The organism is Streptomyces sp. NPDC001781 (assembly GCF_053596035.1).
In genome coordinates this window covers 33,031-47,559 of sequence record NZ_JBSFFI010000015.1, presented here as the reverse complement: position 1 = coordinate 47,559, position 14,529 = coordinate 33,031, and the positions used below count along the sequence as shown (strand labels likewise).

Annotated in this window: 16 protein-coding genes; 7 read left to right on the top strand and 9 right to left on the bottom strand. The window is 70.5% G+C overall.

The features are described 5' to 3' along the window. Positions 1–128: 128 nt before the first annotated feature. On the top strand, positions 129–599 hold the full coding sequence (locus ACWCV3_RS16155; RefSeq protein WP_451223603.1) for a DUF5709 domain-containing protein: 471 nt from the start codon (positions 129–131) through the stop codon (positions 597–599). Between the two features lie 42 nt (positions 600–641). After that, positions 642–905 carry a type B 50S ribosomal protein L31 gene (locus ACWCV3_RS16150; RefSeq protein WP_451223601.1) on the top strand — a complete coding sequence of 88 codons (264 nt, stop codon included), beginning with the start codon at positions 642–644 and terminating at the stop codon, positions 903–905. 17 nt (positions 906–922) lie between these two features. Here ACWCV3_RS16150 and ACWCV3_RS16145 read toward each other — a convergent pair whose 3' ends face one another. Next, entirely contained in the window at positions 923–1,717 is a 795-nt protein-coding gene (locus tag ACWCV3_RS16145) for a metal-dependent hydrolase (protein WP_451223599.1), read from the bottom strand. Between the two features lie 145 nt (positions 1,718–1,862). On the opposite strand from ACWCV3_RS16145, the gene ACWCV3_RS16140 reads away from it, so the two are divergent. Then, on the top strand, positions 1,863–4,376 hold the full coding sequence (locus ACWCV3_RS16140) for a DEAD/DEAH box helicase (RefSeq protein WP_451223597.1): 2,514 nt from the start codon (positions 1,863–1,865) through the stop codon (positions 4,374–4,376). 19 nt (positions 4,377–4,395) lie between these two features. Next, positions 4,396–5,262: an acyl-CoA thioesterase gene (locus tag ACWCV3_RS16135; RefSeq protein WP_451223595.1), complete on the top strand. Its 867-nt coding sequence runs from the start codon at positions 4,396–4,398 to the stop codon at positions 5,260–5,262. Here the strand turns inward: ACWCV3_RS16135 and ACWCV3_RS16130 are convergent. After that, a complete protein-coding gene (locus tag ACWCV3_RS16130) occupies positions 5,249–6,292 on the bottom strand; it encodes a DUF6397 family protein (RefSeq protein WP_451223593.1) in 1,044 nt (347 codons plus the stop codon). The genes ACWCV3_RS16135 and ACWCV3_RS16130 overlap by 14 nt on opposite strands. Before the next feature lie 126 nt (positions 6,293–6,418). After that, entirely contained in the window at positions 6,419–6,832 is a 414-nt protein-coding gene (locus ACWCV3_RS16125) for a roadblock/LC7 domain-containing protein (protein ID WP_451223591.1), read from the bottom strand. A gap of 91 nt (positions 6,833–6,923) precedes the next feature. Here ACWCV3_RS16125 and ACWCV3_RS16120 point away from each other — a divergent pair, with 91 nt between their 5' ends. Further along, positions 6,924–7,352 carry a PPOX class F420-dependent oxidoreductase gene (locus ACWCV3_RS16120; RefSeq protein ID WP_451223589.1) on the top strand — a complete coding sequence of 143 codons (429 nt, stop codon included), beginning with the start codon at positions 6,924–6,926 and terminating at the stop codon, positions 7,350–7,352. A 7-nt stretch (positions 7,353–7,359) separates the two neighbouring features. Here ACWCV3_RS16120 and ACWCV3_RS16115 read toward each other — a convergent pair whose 3' ends face one another. The 5 genes from ACWCV3_RS16115 to ACWCV3_RS16095 all read right to left on the bottom strand — a co-directional run bounded on the left by ACWCV3_RS16115 (position 7,360) and on the right by ACWCV3_RS16095 (position 12,356). Then, positions 7,360–7,962 (bottom strand): GTP-binding protein, encoded by a 603-nt coding sequence (locus ACWCV3_RS16115; RefSeq protein WP_451223587.1) that lies wholly within the window; start codon positions 7,960–7,962, stop codon positions 7,360–7,362. A 189-nt stretch (positions 7,963–8,151) separates the two neighbouring features. Next, positions 8,152–8,565 carry a DUF742 domain-containing protein gene (locus ACWCV3_RS16110; protein ID WP_451223585.1) on the bottom strand — a complete coding sequence of 138 codons (414 nt, stop codon included), beginning with the start codon at positions 8,563–8,565 and terminating at the stop codon, positions 8,152–8,154. A gap of 18 nt (positions 8,566–8,583) precedes the next feature. Then, complete coding sequence (locus ACWCV3_RS16105) at positions 8,584–9,021, bottom strand: roadblock/LC7 domain-containing protein (protein WP_451223583.1); 438 nt, start codon at positions 9,019–9,021, stop codon at positions 8,584–8,586. Further along, positions 9,018–11,531, bottom strand: a complete 2,514-nt coding sequence (locus tag ACWCV3_RS16100; protein ID WP_451223581.1) for a sensor histidine kinase — start codon at positions 11,529–11,531, stop codon at positions 9,018–9,020. Before ACWCV3_RS16100 ends, ACWCV3_RS16105 begins: the two co-directional genes overlap by 4 nt. Positions 11,532–11,579: 48 nt before the next feature. Beyond that, on the bottom strand, positions 11,580–12,356 hold the full coding sequence (locus ACWCV3_RS16095) for an MHYT domain-containing protein (protein WP_451223579.1): 777 nt from the start codon (positions 12,354–12,356) through the stop codon (positions 11,580–11,582). A 173-nt stretch (positions 12,357–12,529) separates the two neighbouring features. Between ACWCV3_RS16095 and ACWCV3_RS16090 the strand changes: the two genes are divergently transcribed. After that, entirely contained in the window at positions 12,530–13,129 is a 600-nt protein-coding gene (locus tag ACWCV3_RS16090; RefSeq protein WP_451223577.1) for a class I SAM-dependent methyltransferase, read from the top strand. A gap of 26 nt (positions 13,130–13,155) precedes the next feature. On the opposite strand, the gene ACWCV3_RS16085 is transcribed toward ACWCV3_RS16090, so the two are convergent. Further along, positions 13,156–14,055, bottom strand: a complete 900-nt coding sequence (locus ACWCV3_RS16085; protein ID WP_451223575.1) for an oxygenase MpaB family protein — start codon at positions 14,053–14,055, stop codon at positions 13,156–13,158. 104 nt (positions 14,056–14,159) lie between these two features. Here ACWCV3_RS16085 and ACWCV3_RS16080 point away from each other — a divergent pair, with 104 nt between their 5' ends. Next, on the top strand, positions 14,160–14,447 hold the full coding sequence (locus ACWCV3_RS16080; protein WP_451223573.1) for a hypothetical protein: 288 nt from the start codon (positions 14,160–14,162) through the stop codon (positions 14,445–14,447). The last annotated feature ends 82 nt before the right edge of the window (positions 14,448–14,529 follow it).

Sequence of the window (14,529 nt, the reverse complement as noted above, 5' to 3'; positions counted from 1 at the left end):
CTGGTAGAAGGCACCGGGCCCGGAACCCGGGGGACGTCTCCCCGGCCGTACCGAGGGACGGCCGGCGTGCCCACGGGCCCGCGCTGGTCCTCACCGCACCGGGTCGCGCTTACCGGATGGAGGTCCACGTGAACAGCGCCGACGGATGGGGGGACGACGTCTACCAGCCGAACACCGAAGAGATCCAGGAGGACTCGGGGATCCTCGACGTCGAGGACACGCTGGACATCGACGGTGTCGATGATCCCCTCGACCGGGGCTGGTCCCCTCCCGAGCGACCCTGGGCGGTCGAGCACGACGGGGTGACGGCGGCGGAACGAGCGGCCGGCGAGACGCTGGACCAGCGGCTGGCCGAGGAACTGCCCGACCCCGTCGCCCCCGACGGCGACGGACTCGGCGACTGCGAGGGCACCGATGGCGAACTGCTCGACAACGAGGTCGGCCTCCGCCGTTCCGGCCGGCTCGTCGCTCCCGACGAGGGCGTGCGCGAGGACGACGAGAGCGCGCTCGTGGCCACCGACGTCGGCATCGACGGCGCCGCCGCTTCCGCCGAGGAGGCCGCCGTCCACATCGTCGACGAGAACTCCCTGCCCGGCTGAACCGGAAGCCTCCCGTTCCACCGACCGTTGCGAGGAGCCGCCATGCAGCAGGACAAGCAGCCCGCGTACCGTCCGGTCGTCTTCCGCGACCGCTCCGCGGGCTACGCCTTCCTCACCCGGTCCACCGCGAGCAGCGAGCAGACCATGGAGTGGGACGACGGCGAGACCTACCCTGTGATCGACGTGGAGATCTCCTCGGAGAGCCACCCCTACTACACCGGTAAAGCCCGCACGCTCGACAGCCAAGGCCGCATCGACCGGTTCGAGCGACGTTACGGCGGGGAACACCCGGACGCGAGCGCCTGACGAGCGCGCCCGGAAGATCAGATGAAATTGAGCGCCGCCGCGCCGCCCACTCCGCCGAGCACCATGAACGCGGGCATGAGCACACGCACCTCGACCCAGCTCCCCGCCCGGAAGCGCAGCACCTTCGGCGGACCCACCGGGTACCAGCGCTTGCGGCCGACGGGGATGGGCCACAGGACGGGGCAGCCGGAGACCGTCAGCGCATCCCCGATGTCGTGGACCAGGGCGCCCAGCACGACCGGCAGACCCAGCCACATGTACGCCTGCCCCGGGTCGGTGAACAGCCACTCGGCGCCCTGGCCCGGCTTGTCCAGCATCCCCGCCAGAATCCAGGCGCTGGTCGCGGCGAGCAGCCAGACCAGCACATCGCTGCTGGAACCACGCGCCGCCCGCCACAGCAGGCCCTCGATGGCCAGCACCATGTGCACGAACAGGATGGCCAGCACGCCCCAGCGGCCACAGGTGATCGCCACCGTGGAGCTGCCCGCTCCGATCAGGACCGCCCACAGCCAGGTGTGCGTAAGGGTGCGGTGACCGCCCGTGCGGCGCGCGTCGCCCGGCTTCCGGGTCGCCTTGTAGACCGCGTACGACAGCTTGTCGACGATCTCGCAGATCCAGCGGGACACCGGTCCGAAGGCCCGCGAGATGGTGGCCGCCTTGTGGTCCAGGTCGGGGGCGAGGGCGGCTCCCGCACAGACGAGGGAACCCACCAGAAGGACCGGCCAGGGCATCGGGTAACCGAAGGCCGCGGCCGCCGCTCCGACACCGAGCCAGGCCGCGGCCCCCGACAGTGAGTGTGCTGGTCCCATCATGGCCGCGTCCCGCCCCATTCCTCGTGTGCCGCTGTCCAGTTGACCTGCGGTGCTGATGATCCGCCGGCGACACAGCGTAGCCTCCATGATCTTGACGTCCGCAGCCGATTCCCCGGTTGACGACATGGGCAGGCAAGATGGGGGCGTGACCCTCATCGATCAGCTCCCGCGGACCGCCGACCCCGACGCCCTGTACGAGAACTTCGAGGCGTGGGCCCGGGATCGCGGCCTCACCCTCTATCCCCACCAGGAAGAGGCGCTGATCGAGGTGGTGTCCGGGGCGAACGTGATCGTCTCGACGCCCACCGGCTCCGGCAAGAGCATGATCGCCGCCGGCGCGCACTTCGCGGCGCTGGCCCGCGACGAGGTCACCTTCTACACCGCTCCGATCAAGGCCCTGGTGTCGGAGAAGTTCTTCGAACTGTGCAAGATCTTCGGCACCGAGAACGTGGGCATGCTGACCGGCGACGCCTCCGTGAACGCCGACGCCCCCGTGATCTGCTGCACGGCCGAGGTGCTGGCGTCCATCGCGCTGCGGGACGGCAAGGACGCCGACATCGGCCAGGTCGTGATGGACGAGTTCCACTTCTACGCTGAGGGCGACCGGGGCTGGGCCTGGCAGATCCCGCTGCTGGAGCTGCCCCAGGCCCAGTTCGTCCTGATGTCGGCCACGCTCGGTGACGTCTCCTTCTTCGAGAAGGACCTCACCCGCCGCACCGGGCGCCCCACCGCGGTGGTCCGTTCGGCCACCCGCCCGGTGCCGCTGTCCTACGAGTACCGGCTCACCCCGCTCACCGAGACGCTCACGGAACTGCTGGAGACCAGGCAGGCTCCGGTGTACATCGTTCACTTCACGCAGGCGCAGGCCGTGGAGCGGGCACAGGCACTGATGAGCATCAACATGTGCACCCGTGAGGAGAAGGACCGGATCGCCGAGCTGATCGGCAACTTCCGCTTCACCACCAAGTTCGGCCAGAACCTCTCCCGTTACGTGCGGCACGGCATCGGCGTCCACCACGCCGGCATGCTGCCCAAGTACCGGCGGCTGGTGGAGAAGCTGGCTCAGGCCGGTCTGCTGAAGGTCATCTGCGGCACGGACACGCTCGGCGTCGGCGTCAACGTGCCGATCCGCACGGTGCTGTTCACCGCCCTGACCAAGTACGACGGCAACCGGGTGCGCACGCTGCGGGCCCGCGAGTTCCACCAGATCGCGGGACGGGCCGGCCGCGCCGGCTTCGACACCGCCGGACTCGTCGTCGCGCAGGCCCCCGAGCACGTCATCGAGAACGAGAAGGCTCTCGCCAAGGCGGGAGACGACGCGAAGAAGCGCCGCAAGGTGGTGCGCAAGAAGGCTCCGGAGGGCTTCGTCGGCTGGACCGACAACACCTTCGAGAAGCTGATCGCGTCCGAGCCCGAGCCGCTGACCTCGCGGTTCCGGGTGACGCACACCATGCTGCTTTCGGTGATCGCCAGGCCGGGCAACGCCTTCGAGGCGATGCGCCATCTGCTGGAGGACAACCACGAGCCCCGCAAGCAGCAGCTCCGGCACATCCGCCGCGCGATCGCCATCTACCGCTCGCTGCTGGACGGCGGCATCGTCGAGAAGCTCGACCAGCCGGACGCCGAGGGCCGCATCGTCCGTCTCACGGTCGATCTCCAGCAGGACTTCGCCCTCAATCAGCCGCTGTCCACCTTCGCCCTCGCTGCCTTCGAACTCCTCGACCCCGAGTCTCCGTCCTACGCCCTCGACATGGTGTCCGTCGTCGAGTCCACCCTGGACGATCCGCGTCAGATCCTCGCCGCCCAGCAGAACAAGGCGCGCGGTGAGGCCGTGGCCCTGATGAAGTCGGACGGTGTCGAGTACGAGGAACGCATGGAGCGGCTCCAGGACATCAGCTACCCCAAGCCGCTGGAGGAGCTCCTCTTCCACGCCTACGACACCTACCGCAAGAGCCACCCCTGGGTCGGCGACCACCCGCTGTCGCCGAAGTCGGTCGTCCGCGACATGTACGAGCGCGCCCTGTCCTTCACGGAACTCGTCTCGCTCTACGAGCTGGCCCGCACCGAGGGCATCGTGCTGCGCTACCTCGCCGGCGCCTACAAGACCCTCGGCCACACCATCCCGGACGACCTGAAGTCCGAGGACCTCCAGGACCTCATCGAGTGGCTCGGTGAGATGGTGCGCCAGGTCGACTCCAGCCTCCTGGACGAGTGGGAGCAGCTCGCCAACCCGGAGGTGATGACCGCCGAGGAGGCCCAGGAGAAGGCCGACGAGGTGAAGCCCGTCACCACCAACGCCCGTGCCTTCCGCGTGCTGGTCCGCAACGCCCTCTTCCGCCGGGTGGAGCTGGCCGCGCTCGACCAGGTCGAGGAACTCGGTGAGCTGGACGCCGACTCCGGCTGGGACGCGGACGCGTGGGGCGAGGCCATGGACAAGTACTGGGACGAGTACGAGGACCTCGGTACCGGTCCCGACGCCCGCGGCCCCAAGCTGCTGGTGATCAAGGAGGAGCCGCAGGACAAGCTGTGGCGCGTCCGCCAGATCTTCGACGACCCGAATGGTGACCACGACTGGGGCATCAGCGCGGAAGTCGATCTCGCGGCATCCGACACGGAGGGCCGAGCGGTCGTCCGTGTCACCGATGTCGGCCAGTTGTGAGCACAGGAGAGACCCACCGATGACGAATCCGGCCGAGAGCCTGGTCGACCTGCTCGACCTGGAGCAGATCGAGGTCAACATCTTCCGCGGCCGCAGCCCGCAGGAGTCCCTGCAGAGGGTCTTCGGCGGCCAGGTCGCGGGACAGGCGCTGGTCGCCGCGGGGCGCACCACGGAGGGTGACCGCCCCGTGCACTCGCTGCACGCGTACTTCCTGCGTCCGGGCCGGCCCGGAGTACCGATCGTGTACCAGGTGGAGCGGGTCCGCGACGGACGCTCGTTCACGACGCGCCGGGTCACGGCCGTGCAGCAGGGACGCACGATCTTCAATCTGACCGCCTCCTTTCACAAGCCCGAGGAAGGACCGTTCGAGCACCAGCTCCCGCCCGCCCGTGTGGTGCCGGACCCGGAGTCGCTGCCGCCCGTGGCCGAGGAGATCCGGAAGCATCTGGGCGCCCTCCCGGAGCAGTTGGAGCTGATGGCGCGCCGCCAGCCCTTCGACATCCGCTATGTCGACCGGCTGCGCTGGAACGCCGATGACATCGACGGTGCCGAACCGCGCAGCGCGGTGTGGATGCGCGCGGTCGGTCCGCTCGGCTACGACCCGCTGGTCCACACCTGTGCGCTGACCTACGCGAGCGACATGACCCTGCTCGACGCGGTCCGCATCCCGATCGAGCCGCTGTGGGGTCAGCGGAACTTCGACATGGCGTCGCTGGATCACGCCATGTGGTTCCACCGTCCGTTCCGCGCCGACGAGTGGTTCCTTTACGACCAGGAGTCCCCGATCGCGATCGGCGGCCGCGGCCTGGCCCGAGGGCGCATCTACGACGTGCACGGGCAACTGCTCGTGTCGGTGGTCCAGGAGGGCCTGTTCAGGTCCCTCTAGTGCTGTGACCGCCGGCCGGTGCGCTCCGGGGACTTCTGCGGCATAGCCAGGTCAGCAGCCCTCGGGGCATTCGCGGCCCGGTAGCCGGTGGCGGCGAGGCCGGGGTATCCGAGCGTGCCCGGGCCGCGGCCAGATCGACCGGTGCTTCCGGGACCACAGGTCGAGGCGCTGCCGGTGTGGGGACGCGTCGTGTACCCGGTCGACGCACGGCGTGATCCCGGGGGCCCGGCAGGGGTGACGACGCGGACCCAGGCGTCTGCGTCGCTTCCAACTGCCGCGCCAGGTCCGCACTCAGCCACGCGATCTCGTCGGCGTCCTGTGCGGTCATGATCTGCTCGCCGAGGACGGCGGAGGGGGTTCCGTGGGCACCGTGTTCGGGCAGGGATGGCCTCAGACGGTCCAGCCTGGCCTGCTGATAGGGGGTTCTGGCGATCTTGGTGATCTCCTCGCGCGGCAGGAAGGCGGCGATCGCTCCGGCTCTCGCCCACGGGTCCTCGGCCTGCCGCAGCAGGAAACCGAGGTGCCGTCCCCGCCAGTTCCTCGGACGCAGGTCGAGCCCGGCCGTCAACTGGCTCCTGAGCGTCTCGGGCGTCCTGCCCGTGATCAGGTCGGCGTGCTCGCCGTTCGCCACGAACTCCCGCAGTTCCTCGGCCGGATACAGCCACACGACGGCTCGGTACCGGTTGAGGTAGAAGCGTACCGGCACCAGCAGGCCCAGGCGCGCGAGTCTGGCGAACCTGCCCTCGGAGACACCCATGAGCGAGGCGCCCTCCTTGGTGCCCACGACACGCACTCGCTCACGGAGCGCCTGGGGAAACCCGGACTGCGCCTGGAGGCGGGCGATCTCGGTTCGAGCGACCCGTCGGCCGCCGCTTCCCGCGTCGGGCACGATCCGGATGCGCCCCAGCTCGACGGCCAGGTCGAACTCGTAGCGGTTGAGACCCAGTTCCCGAGCCGCGCGGCTCGGGGCGCAGAGCGCGGGGCGCTCCGGGGTCAGGGTGGTCACGGATGCGAGGGTGGTTCCCGGCATGGCTCTGCTCCCCCGTGGAGTGGTCGGCTCTCGCCCTGCGCGTTCGCCGTGCACACACCGTAGACAGATCCGTGCTCTCCGCGTCGGGCCTGTGGACAACCCTCCGCGTGGCCGCGAGTCCGCAGGTCAGAGTTCTGAGACCGGGGAGTGTTCGGGCTGCCGGGTATCCACGCCTAGGTGTTCGCCGACCCGGTTCACGAGCAGTGTCATCTCGTAGGCGATCTGACCGATGTCCGCCTCCGCGCCGCTGAGCAGGCACAGGCAGCTGCCGGGTCCGGCCGCGGTGACGAAGAGTACGGCGTCGTCGTACTCGATCATGGTCTGCCGGACGCGGCCCGCGCCGAAGTGGCGCCCCGAGCCCCTCGCCAGGCTGTGCAGTCCGGAGGAGACGGCTGCCAGATGTTCCGCGTCCTCGCGCCGTAGTCCGGTACTCGCCCCGGTGACGAGTCCGTCGTTCGAGAGCACCAGCGCGTGACGCACGTGGTCCACGCGCTGGGTGAGATCGTCCAGGAGCCAACCCAGTCCCTGGTTCTGCGCCATGTTCGTTCTCCCCGTATACCTCTCCCCCTGGCTGGAGGAGCTTTCCGCAAGCCTTCCCCACCTCCGGCGTCCGGGCAAGCAGGATGGGCCCATGGCACACAAGATGACCGACGAGGAATGGCGGGCGTTCGTCTCCCACGGCACCCGGACCGGCAAGCTGGCGACCGTAAGGGCCGATGGAAGCCCTCATATCGCCCCGATCTGGTTCCTGCTCGACGGTGACGAGCTGGTCTTCAACACCGGTGAGGAAACGGTGAAAGGGCGCAATCTGGCCCGTGACCCGCGGATCGCTCTGTGCGTGGACGACGACCGGCCGCCGTTCTCGTTCGTGGTGCTGAACGGTCAGGCCCGACTCTCCGAGGACCTGGAGGAGATCCGCGGGTGGGCCGCCCGGATCGCCGCGCGGTACATGGGCGAGGCCCGCGCCGAGGAGTTCGGTGCCCGCAACGGCGTTCCGGGTGAACTGCTGGTGAGGGTGCACATCGACCATGTCGTGGCCGTGCGGGACCTCGCGGACTGAGGCGGCCTCAGCTCACCGAGTCGAGAAGCCGGGCGGTGTGCATGCGCCCGGCGTACTCGACGAGCCGGATCAGCACCTCCTTGCCGGAGTCGCGGTCACGGGCGTCGCAGAGCACCACGGGTGTGCCCTGGTCCAGGTCCAGGGCGCGCGAGACGTCATGGGCACCATAGGGGCGCGCCCCGGGGAAGCAGTTGACGGCGACGACGAACGGGATGCGCCGGTGCTCGAAGTAGTCGACCGCTGGAAAGCAGTCCTCCAGACGACGGGTGTCCGCGAGGACCACGGCCCCCAGGGCGCCCTGGGAGAGTTCGTCCCAGATGAACCAGAAGCGGTCCTGTCCCGGCGTCCCGAAGAGGTAGAGGGCGAGACCGGAGCGGATGGTGATGCGGCCGAAGTCCATGGCCACGGTGGTGGTGACCTTGTGGTCCAGGCCGTCGGTGTCGTCGACCAGTTGCCCCGCCTCGCTGAGCAGTTCCTCGGTGCGCAGCGGCCGGATCTCGCTGACGGAGCCGACCAGGGTGGTCTTGCCGACGCCGAATCCCCCCGCCACGAGTATCTTCAGCGCCAGGGCGGAGATGTCGTCGGCGGCTTCGACGTGCTCAGAGGCCATGATCACTTCTCTCGGGAGGGCCGGTTGCGGTCGATGTGCTCGGGCGTGAGGTCAGCATCATGGCAATTTCGGCACCGCCTCGGGGGTGCGGACTGAAAGGCACCAGATGTGACCGCTTCCGGCCGCTTGACCACCGGAAGCGTGCGAAACGGTGGCCCGGGAGGCGCCCCGTCGGTCGTGAACGTTCGTCTACAGGGCACGCAGCCCCGCGATGACCTCGCGCAGGATCCGTTCATCCGGCAGATGCGCGGGCGGCACCGGCCGGCTGACGGTGACGCAGCCCAGTTCGAGCAGGTCGCCCAGGAGCACGCGGACCACTCCCACGGGCAGGTCCGCGTCAGCCGCGAGTTCCGCGACCGACTGCGTCTCGGCGCGGCAGAGCTCGATCAAGATGCGGTGCTCCGGGCCCAGCGTGCTGCCGTCCTGCAATCCTGGCGCGGCGGGATCGAGGGTGACCAGGGCGATGAGGTCGAAGGGCACGCCGGCCGGGCCGGGCTGGGTGCGTCCGCCGGTCATGGCGTAGGGGCGCACCAAGGGTCCGGCCTCGCCGTCGTACCACTGGCTTCCTTCGTCGCGGAGGTCGCCCGGTGGGTTCTCGGTCATCCGTTTCGGCCTTCCCGGTCAGCCTGCCGCGGGCGGCCGTGAGGCGACGCGTGGTGCCGCGTAGAGGTGTTCACCCACGCGTCGGACCAGGCGTGCCATCTCGTAGGCGACGAGGCCGATGTCGGCGGTGGCCGCCGTGAGGACAGCGAGGCAGGAGCCGTCGCCGGCCGAGACGACGAAGAGGAAGGCGTCGTCCAGCTCCACCATCGTCTGGCGGACACCACCCGCCCCGAAGTGCCGTCCTGTGCCCTTGGCCAGGCTGTTGAACCCGGAGGCGACGGCGGCGAGGTGTTCGGCGTCCTCGCGGGCGAGGCCGGTGGATGCGCCGACCGCCAGGCCGTCGTTGGACAGCACGACGGCGTGGCGGACCTCGCCCACTCGCTCGACCAGGTCGTCCAGGAGCCAGTCGAGGTCGCCGGATCGCTGATTCACGGTCGTGTTCGGCTCCTGGATCATGCGGGATCTCCTTCGGTGCTGTCGCTGCCCGTTGCGGGCGCCGGTGCCACGCGGCCCGGACGGCGGCCGCCGCCGCGCAGCCAGCCGTCGCGGTAGGCCGCCATCCGGTCCCGCACGATTTCCGGCGTGCGTCCCTCGTCGTCGGGTGATTCGGATTCCGCTGCCGGTTCACCGGCGCGCTCCTTGCGGAGCTGTGGCGCGAGGCTGGCCTGGCGCACACGGCGCGGCAGGTCGTCCGAGGATTCGGAGTCGGTGGGCGGGCGATGGGGCGTCAAGGTGCTGACTCCGGGAAGCGGTGTGCCGGGGACGGGTTCGGCCGGCGGTGGCACGCTGGCGGCCAGGGCTGGTCGCTCCCTCTGGGCGGCCACCGCGGCAGGGGCGGGTACCTCGGGCACGCGCGCGTGCTCACGTTCGCTCTCCGGAGGAGCGGGAGGTTCCCCGGCGGAGTGTTCCTGGGCTCCCTGGTGGACCAGCGCGGTGGGCAGCAGCACGACCGCGGTGGTGCCGCCGTACGGGGAGGGGCGCAGGTGCACCTTGATGCCCTGGCGGGCCGCGAGTCTGCTGACGACGAAAAGGCCGAGGCGGTCGCTGTCGAAGAGGTCGAGAGTCTCGGACTGCTCGATGCGCCGGTTGGCCTCCCCGAGCTTCTCCGCACTCATGCCGAGGCCCCGGTCCTCGACCTCGAGGACATAGCCGTTGCCGACCGGTTCGCCGGACACACGCACGCGCGTGTGCGGCGGCGAGAACTGGGCGGCGTTCTCCACCAGTTCCGCGAGCAGATGCGTGAGGTCGGCCACGGCCGCCCCGACGACAGCCGCCTCGGGGAGCTGGCGGACCTCGACGCGCGCGTAGTCCTCGATCTCGGAGACGGCCGCTCGGACCACGTTGGTCAGGGACACCGGCATGCGCCAGGCCCGGCCGGGCGCCGCTCCGGAAAGGATGATCAGACTTTCCGCGTGGCGCCGCATGCGCGTGGTGAGGTGGTCGAGCCGGAACAGGTCGCTCAGCTCGTTCGGGTCGTCGGAGCGGCGCTCCATGCTGTCCAGCAGACGGAGCTGGCGGTGGACCAGCACCTGGCTGCGGCGGGCGAGGTTGACGAAGACACCGGAGATGCCACTGGCGAGTTCGGCGCGCTCCACGGCAGCGTGAAGGGCGGCCCGGTGCACGGTCGTGAGGGCCTCCGCCACCTGACCGGTCTCGTCCTCGGCGGGCGGTCCGGCGGGCGCCTCGGCCCGGATGTCGATCTCCGAGCCGGCCCGAAGTCTCCGCATGGCTGCCGGAAGTTTACGGCGGGCGATCTCCAGAGCGTCGTTGCGCAGACTCACCAGCTCGACCACGAGCGCGCGTCCGATGCGGACCGAGATCACGAGCGAGGCGACGACCGCGGCCAGGCCGAAGAGCACGGCGGCACCGGCCGGGCTCAGCACACCATGCGTGAACGGGTCCGCGCGGCCGGCGACCGCCCGGCTCGTGTCCGCCGCGATGCCGCTCATGTCGCCGTGCACGCGCGCGTAGGCAGTGGCCCAGGCAGAACCGGGAGCCGTGTCGATCGCCTTGGCACCAAAGCCGGCGGTGAGGAAGCGGTCCTCGGCGGCGGCGAGTGCGAGGTAGGCGCTGCCGTGGGTGACGCGGTTCCAGGCGGCGCGCTGGGCGGCGGGCAGGTCGGCGGCGGCGACCTCGGTGAGGGCGCGCCGGTTGGCGACGGCGCCGTCCAGCAGCAGGGCATGTCGGCCACGGAGCGGGGCGTCCGGGCGCGTGCTGCCGAGGACGGCGTTCTCCTGGGCCAGCGCTTCGGCGGCACGGGAGAATTCGAGCAGCACGCGCGCGTCGGATCCGACGTCCGCCCGCTGGATGCCGGAGAGCGCCCCGTCCACGGCGAACGCGGCGTCGATGGTCCCGGAGTACCGGTCGTACGCTGTCGCCCAGTCCGCCTCGCGGCCGAGCACGGCGGTCCTGAGAGCGCGAAGCCGCTCGACGCCGCCCACGAAGGTCTCCAGTCGGGCGCCGACTCCCGCGGGAAGTTGCTGGCCGGCGGCGACGGTGGCGTCGTCACCGAGTCGCAGCTTCGCCACCGCCCGGTCGGTCGCGGCCGCGAGACCACGCAGGTCGTTCCCGCGTGCCGCGTTCGGTTCGGCGGTGTACCGCACGGCGGCGGCCCGTTCGGCCTGCAGCGCGGCGACGGCGGCCGCGACGGGCGTACGAAGCTCGGCGTCGACGCGCTGGGACTGGCGCAGCTTGGACACGTCCTGGGCGGTGGTCACGGTGGCGTACGCCCACAGCGCGAGGAGCGAGACCACCGGAACCATCAGGAGGCAGACCACCTTGGCGCGCACGGTCCGGGGGCGCATGTGCCAGCGACGCGCGCGCGGGGGCGCGTAGTCCGGCGCCATGTCGAGGTACGCCTCGGGGCCCTCGTCCGCCGGCGGCCCGGCGTGTGCGCGCCGGCCGCGCAGCGGGGTCGGGGACTGCGCCGGTGATCCGGCCTTCGGGGTGCTACGGGGTGGGCGCATGGCCTCCTCGCTCGGGCAGTGGGTCGGAGCTCTCGGACCGGGTTTCCGCTAGGGGGCGGCGGCGCCCTCGACGGGCCGTTGGGCGGTGGCGGACGCCTGGCGCTCGTCCGCCGTGGGCGAGAGGGCGACGAAGGCAGAGGTGATGAAGAGGTAGGAGCCGAGGCCCACAGCCAGAGGGAAGATGAACTGCATGGCCGTGGCACCCGGCAGGGTCGCGCCGGAGGGGTCCACGTGGACGCTCACCGCGAACATTCCGCTGTAGTGCATGCTGCTGACAGCCGCGCCCATGACGAGGGAGGCGAGGGTGACCGCCTTCGGGGACTTGATGTTCAGGCCCGCCCAGAGCGCCGCTGTCGCGGCCACCACGGCGATCACGATCGACAGCCCGACGAGCACAGGATCGTAGGTCACGTCCCCGTGCAGCCGGACCGCGGCCATGCCGAGGTAGTGCATGCTGGCGACGCCGAGGCCGGTGGTGAGGCCGCCGGTCAGGAGGGCGCGGTTGCGGTCCTTGCCGTAGCCGACGGCGAAGACGCCCGCGCACACGACGACCATGGCGACGACGAGGCTGAAAATCGTCAGTGGCACGTCGTAGCGGATGTCGGTGCCGCTGACCCGGAAGCCGAGCATCGCCACGAAGTGCATGGTCCAGATGCCGGTCCCGATCGCGGAGGCGGCCGTGATCAGCCAGTTGCGGCGGGCCCGGCCGGCCGCCGCCAGCGCGCGTACCGTGCAGCGCAGGCCGAGTGCGGCGCCGATGCAGGCCATCGCATACGAGAGCGCCGGGGTCAGCCAGCCGAAAGCCGCGTGGTCAAGATGTCCCATGGCCCACGGACGCTAGCCCGGCCAGGAGCGTGCGCAGGGGCCGCGTTTCGAAAGCTGCTACAACATGACACAGCTGGTGTCCGAACATGACGTGGAGTTGCGGTGAAAGGACCGCATCGCGGCCTCTCCATGTGCGCGCGGCGTCAGCGGGAGCGGTGAGAGATCATCGGAGCATGAGTGACGACCACGCCCACGTCCGGGAGTTCTTCACCGCGCGGGCCGCCGACTGGGACAGCAGGTTTCCCGACGACGGGCCCGCCTACGCGGCCGCGGTGTCCCAAATGGGGCTTGCCGCGGGAGACCGGGTGCTCGACGCGGGGTGCGGCACGGGCCGCGCGCTCCCGTCGCTGCGCGCCGCCGTGGGGTCGTCCGGGACGGTGGTCGGGGCGGATCTCACCCCGGCCATGCTGGAGACCGCCGCGCGGGCCGGACGGGGCCGGGAAGGTGTCCTGCTGCTCGCCGACGTCACCGCCCTTCCCTTGCGGGCGGAGTCCCTGGACGCCGTCTTCGCGGCAGGTCTGATCGCCCACCTTCCTGAGCCGGGCGAGAACCTGCGCGAACTGGCCCGCGTCGTGCGGCCAGGTGGCATCCTTGCGCTGTTCCATCCCATCGGCCGGGCCGCGCTGGCCGCTCGCCAGGGCAGGCGGCTCACACCCGGCGACTTGCGGGCCGAGGCCAACCTCGTTCCTATCCTGGCGCGTTCCGGTTGGCGCATGACGTCCTACGTCGACGAGCCCGGCTGCTTCCTCGCGCTGGCGACGCGCGAGCGCTGACGGCGCACTGGCATGGCTGCCATGCCTCAGCCCGCCGCGTCGGTCGGCTTCACCTGCCTCACGGGACAGGCACCCAGGCCCGGGACCGGGCGCGTGCCCAGGTCGGCGGTGCGATAGCCGTTCGGGTAACTGCTGATCTGCCAGTTCTGCCGGGCGAAGTGAGGCGCACTGCGCGGGGGAAGCAGCCTGACCAGCCGTCCTCGGGCCTTCACGGCACGGCGCACCAGGGAGGCGACGGTCGCGCTCGGCGCCTCGTAGCGGAAGGCCCTCGTCAGCGCCTCGTCGAGGAGGGCGAGCGTCGCCGTCCGCAGCAGCGGTGCGAACGGGCGCGGATACCAGGACGTCATGAGGTCGAGCGTCGCGTCGGACACCTGTCGCGATCGCTGGTCCCAGGCGAAGTGCTCCTTCTCGTAGGCGTCGAGGAGGGCCTCGAACTCCTCGAACGTCTCCGGGATGCGTGAGATGCCCATGTGGCGCCCGAGGGTGCGGTAGTACTCGGTGGTGGCGACGATCTCGTGCTCGGACAGCCTCCGCCAGCCATAGGTGTCGATCCACCGTCTGGGCATGACGACGAAGGTCGAGAGCACATAGCGCATGTCGTCGTCGCTGATGTCGTAGCTGCGGTGCATCTGGTTGATGCGCCGGATCGCGGTACGGCCCTCCTGGGCGCCGAAGCCGTGCTCCATGACGGCGTCCAGCAGCAGGGCGGTGTCGTCGTACCTCCGCTGTGGACGCTCGGTCAGCTCCGCCGTGTCGGCGAGCAGCCGGCCGATGGCGGGGACGGCGTAGGTGCGGTAGAGGGCAAGTTCCAGTGCTCGCGTGTAGTCCCAGGGGAATTCGAAGGCTGCGCTGAGCCGGTAGATCTCCGGGGCGTCGGCGACCGGGTCCATCCGCCGGATCTGGTCGAGCCGCTCGAAGCGTTTCACCGTGAGGTCCCCTTCTGCCGCGGAGGTTCCAACTCTAGTTTGGGTGAGAAGACATGTGTGATGAGCGAGCCCCGGGCCGGGGAAGGGTGATTCGCAGGTTCGACATGATCCGCAAGTACTCCGCCAGGCTGGGTACTTCCCCGCGCGGGGAGGTACCCGGTGATCAGAAGCCCCGCGGGCACAACCTCTTCGAGGCCGCGGCTGCCTACGTGACGGCCCGCGCGCGTGACGAACAGGACGGAGTCGAGGAGGCGTCGTCGTGGGTGTCGCCGGAGGCACTCTCCTTCGGCGTGGGCGAGTTGGCGAGCCGAGCCGTGGTCGCCCTCGGCCGCGAGCGTTCCACCACCCTCCGGGCGGTGGCCCGGGATCTGCTGGGCCTGCCGGCGGACTGAGGAGACTCTCGGAAGACAGGGGTGTTTCGCCCCCCTCCGGCAGGGAAATCGCAGCTCCGCCCGGTGCGCGGAGTCGTGACAA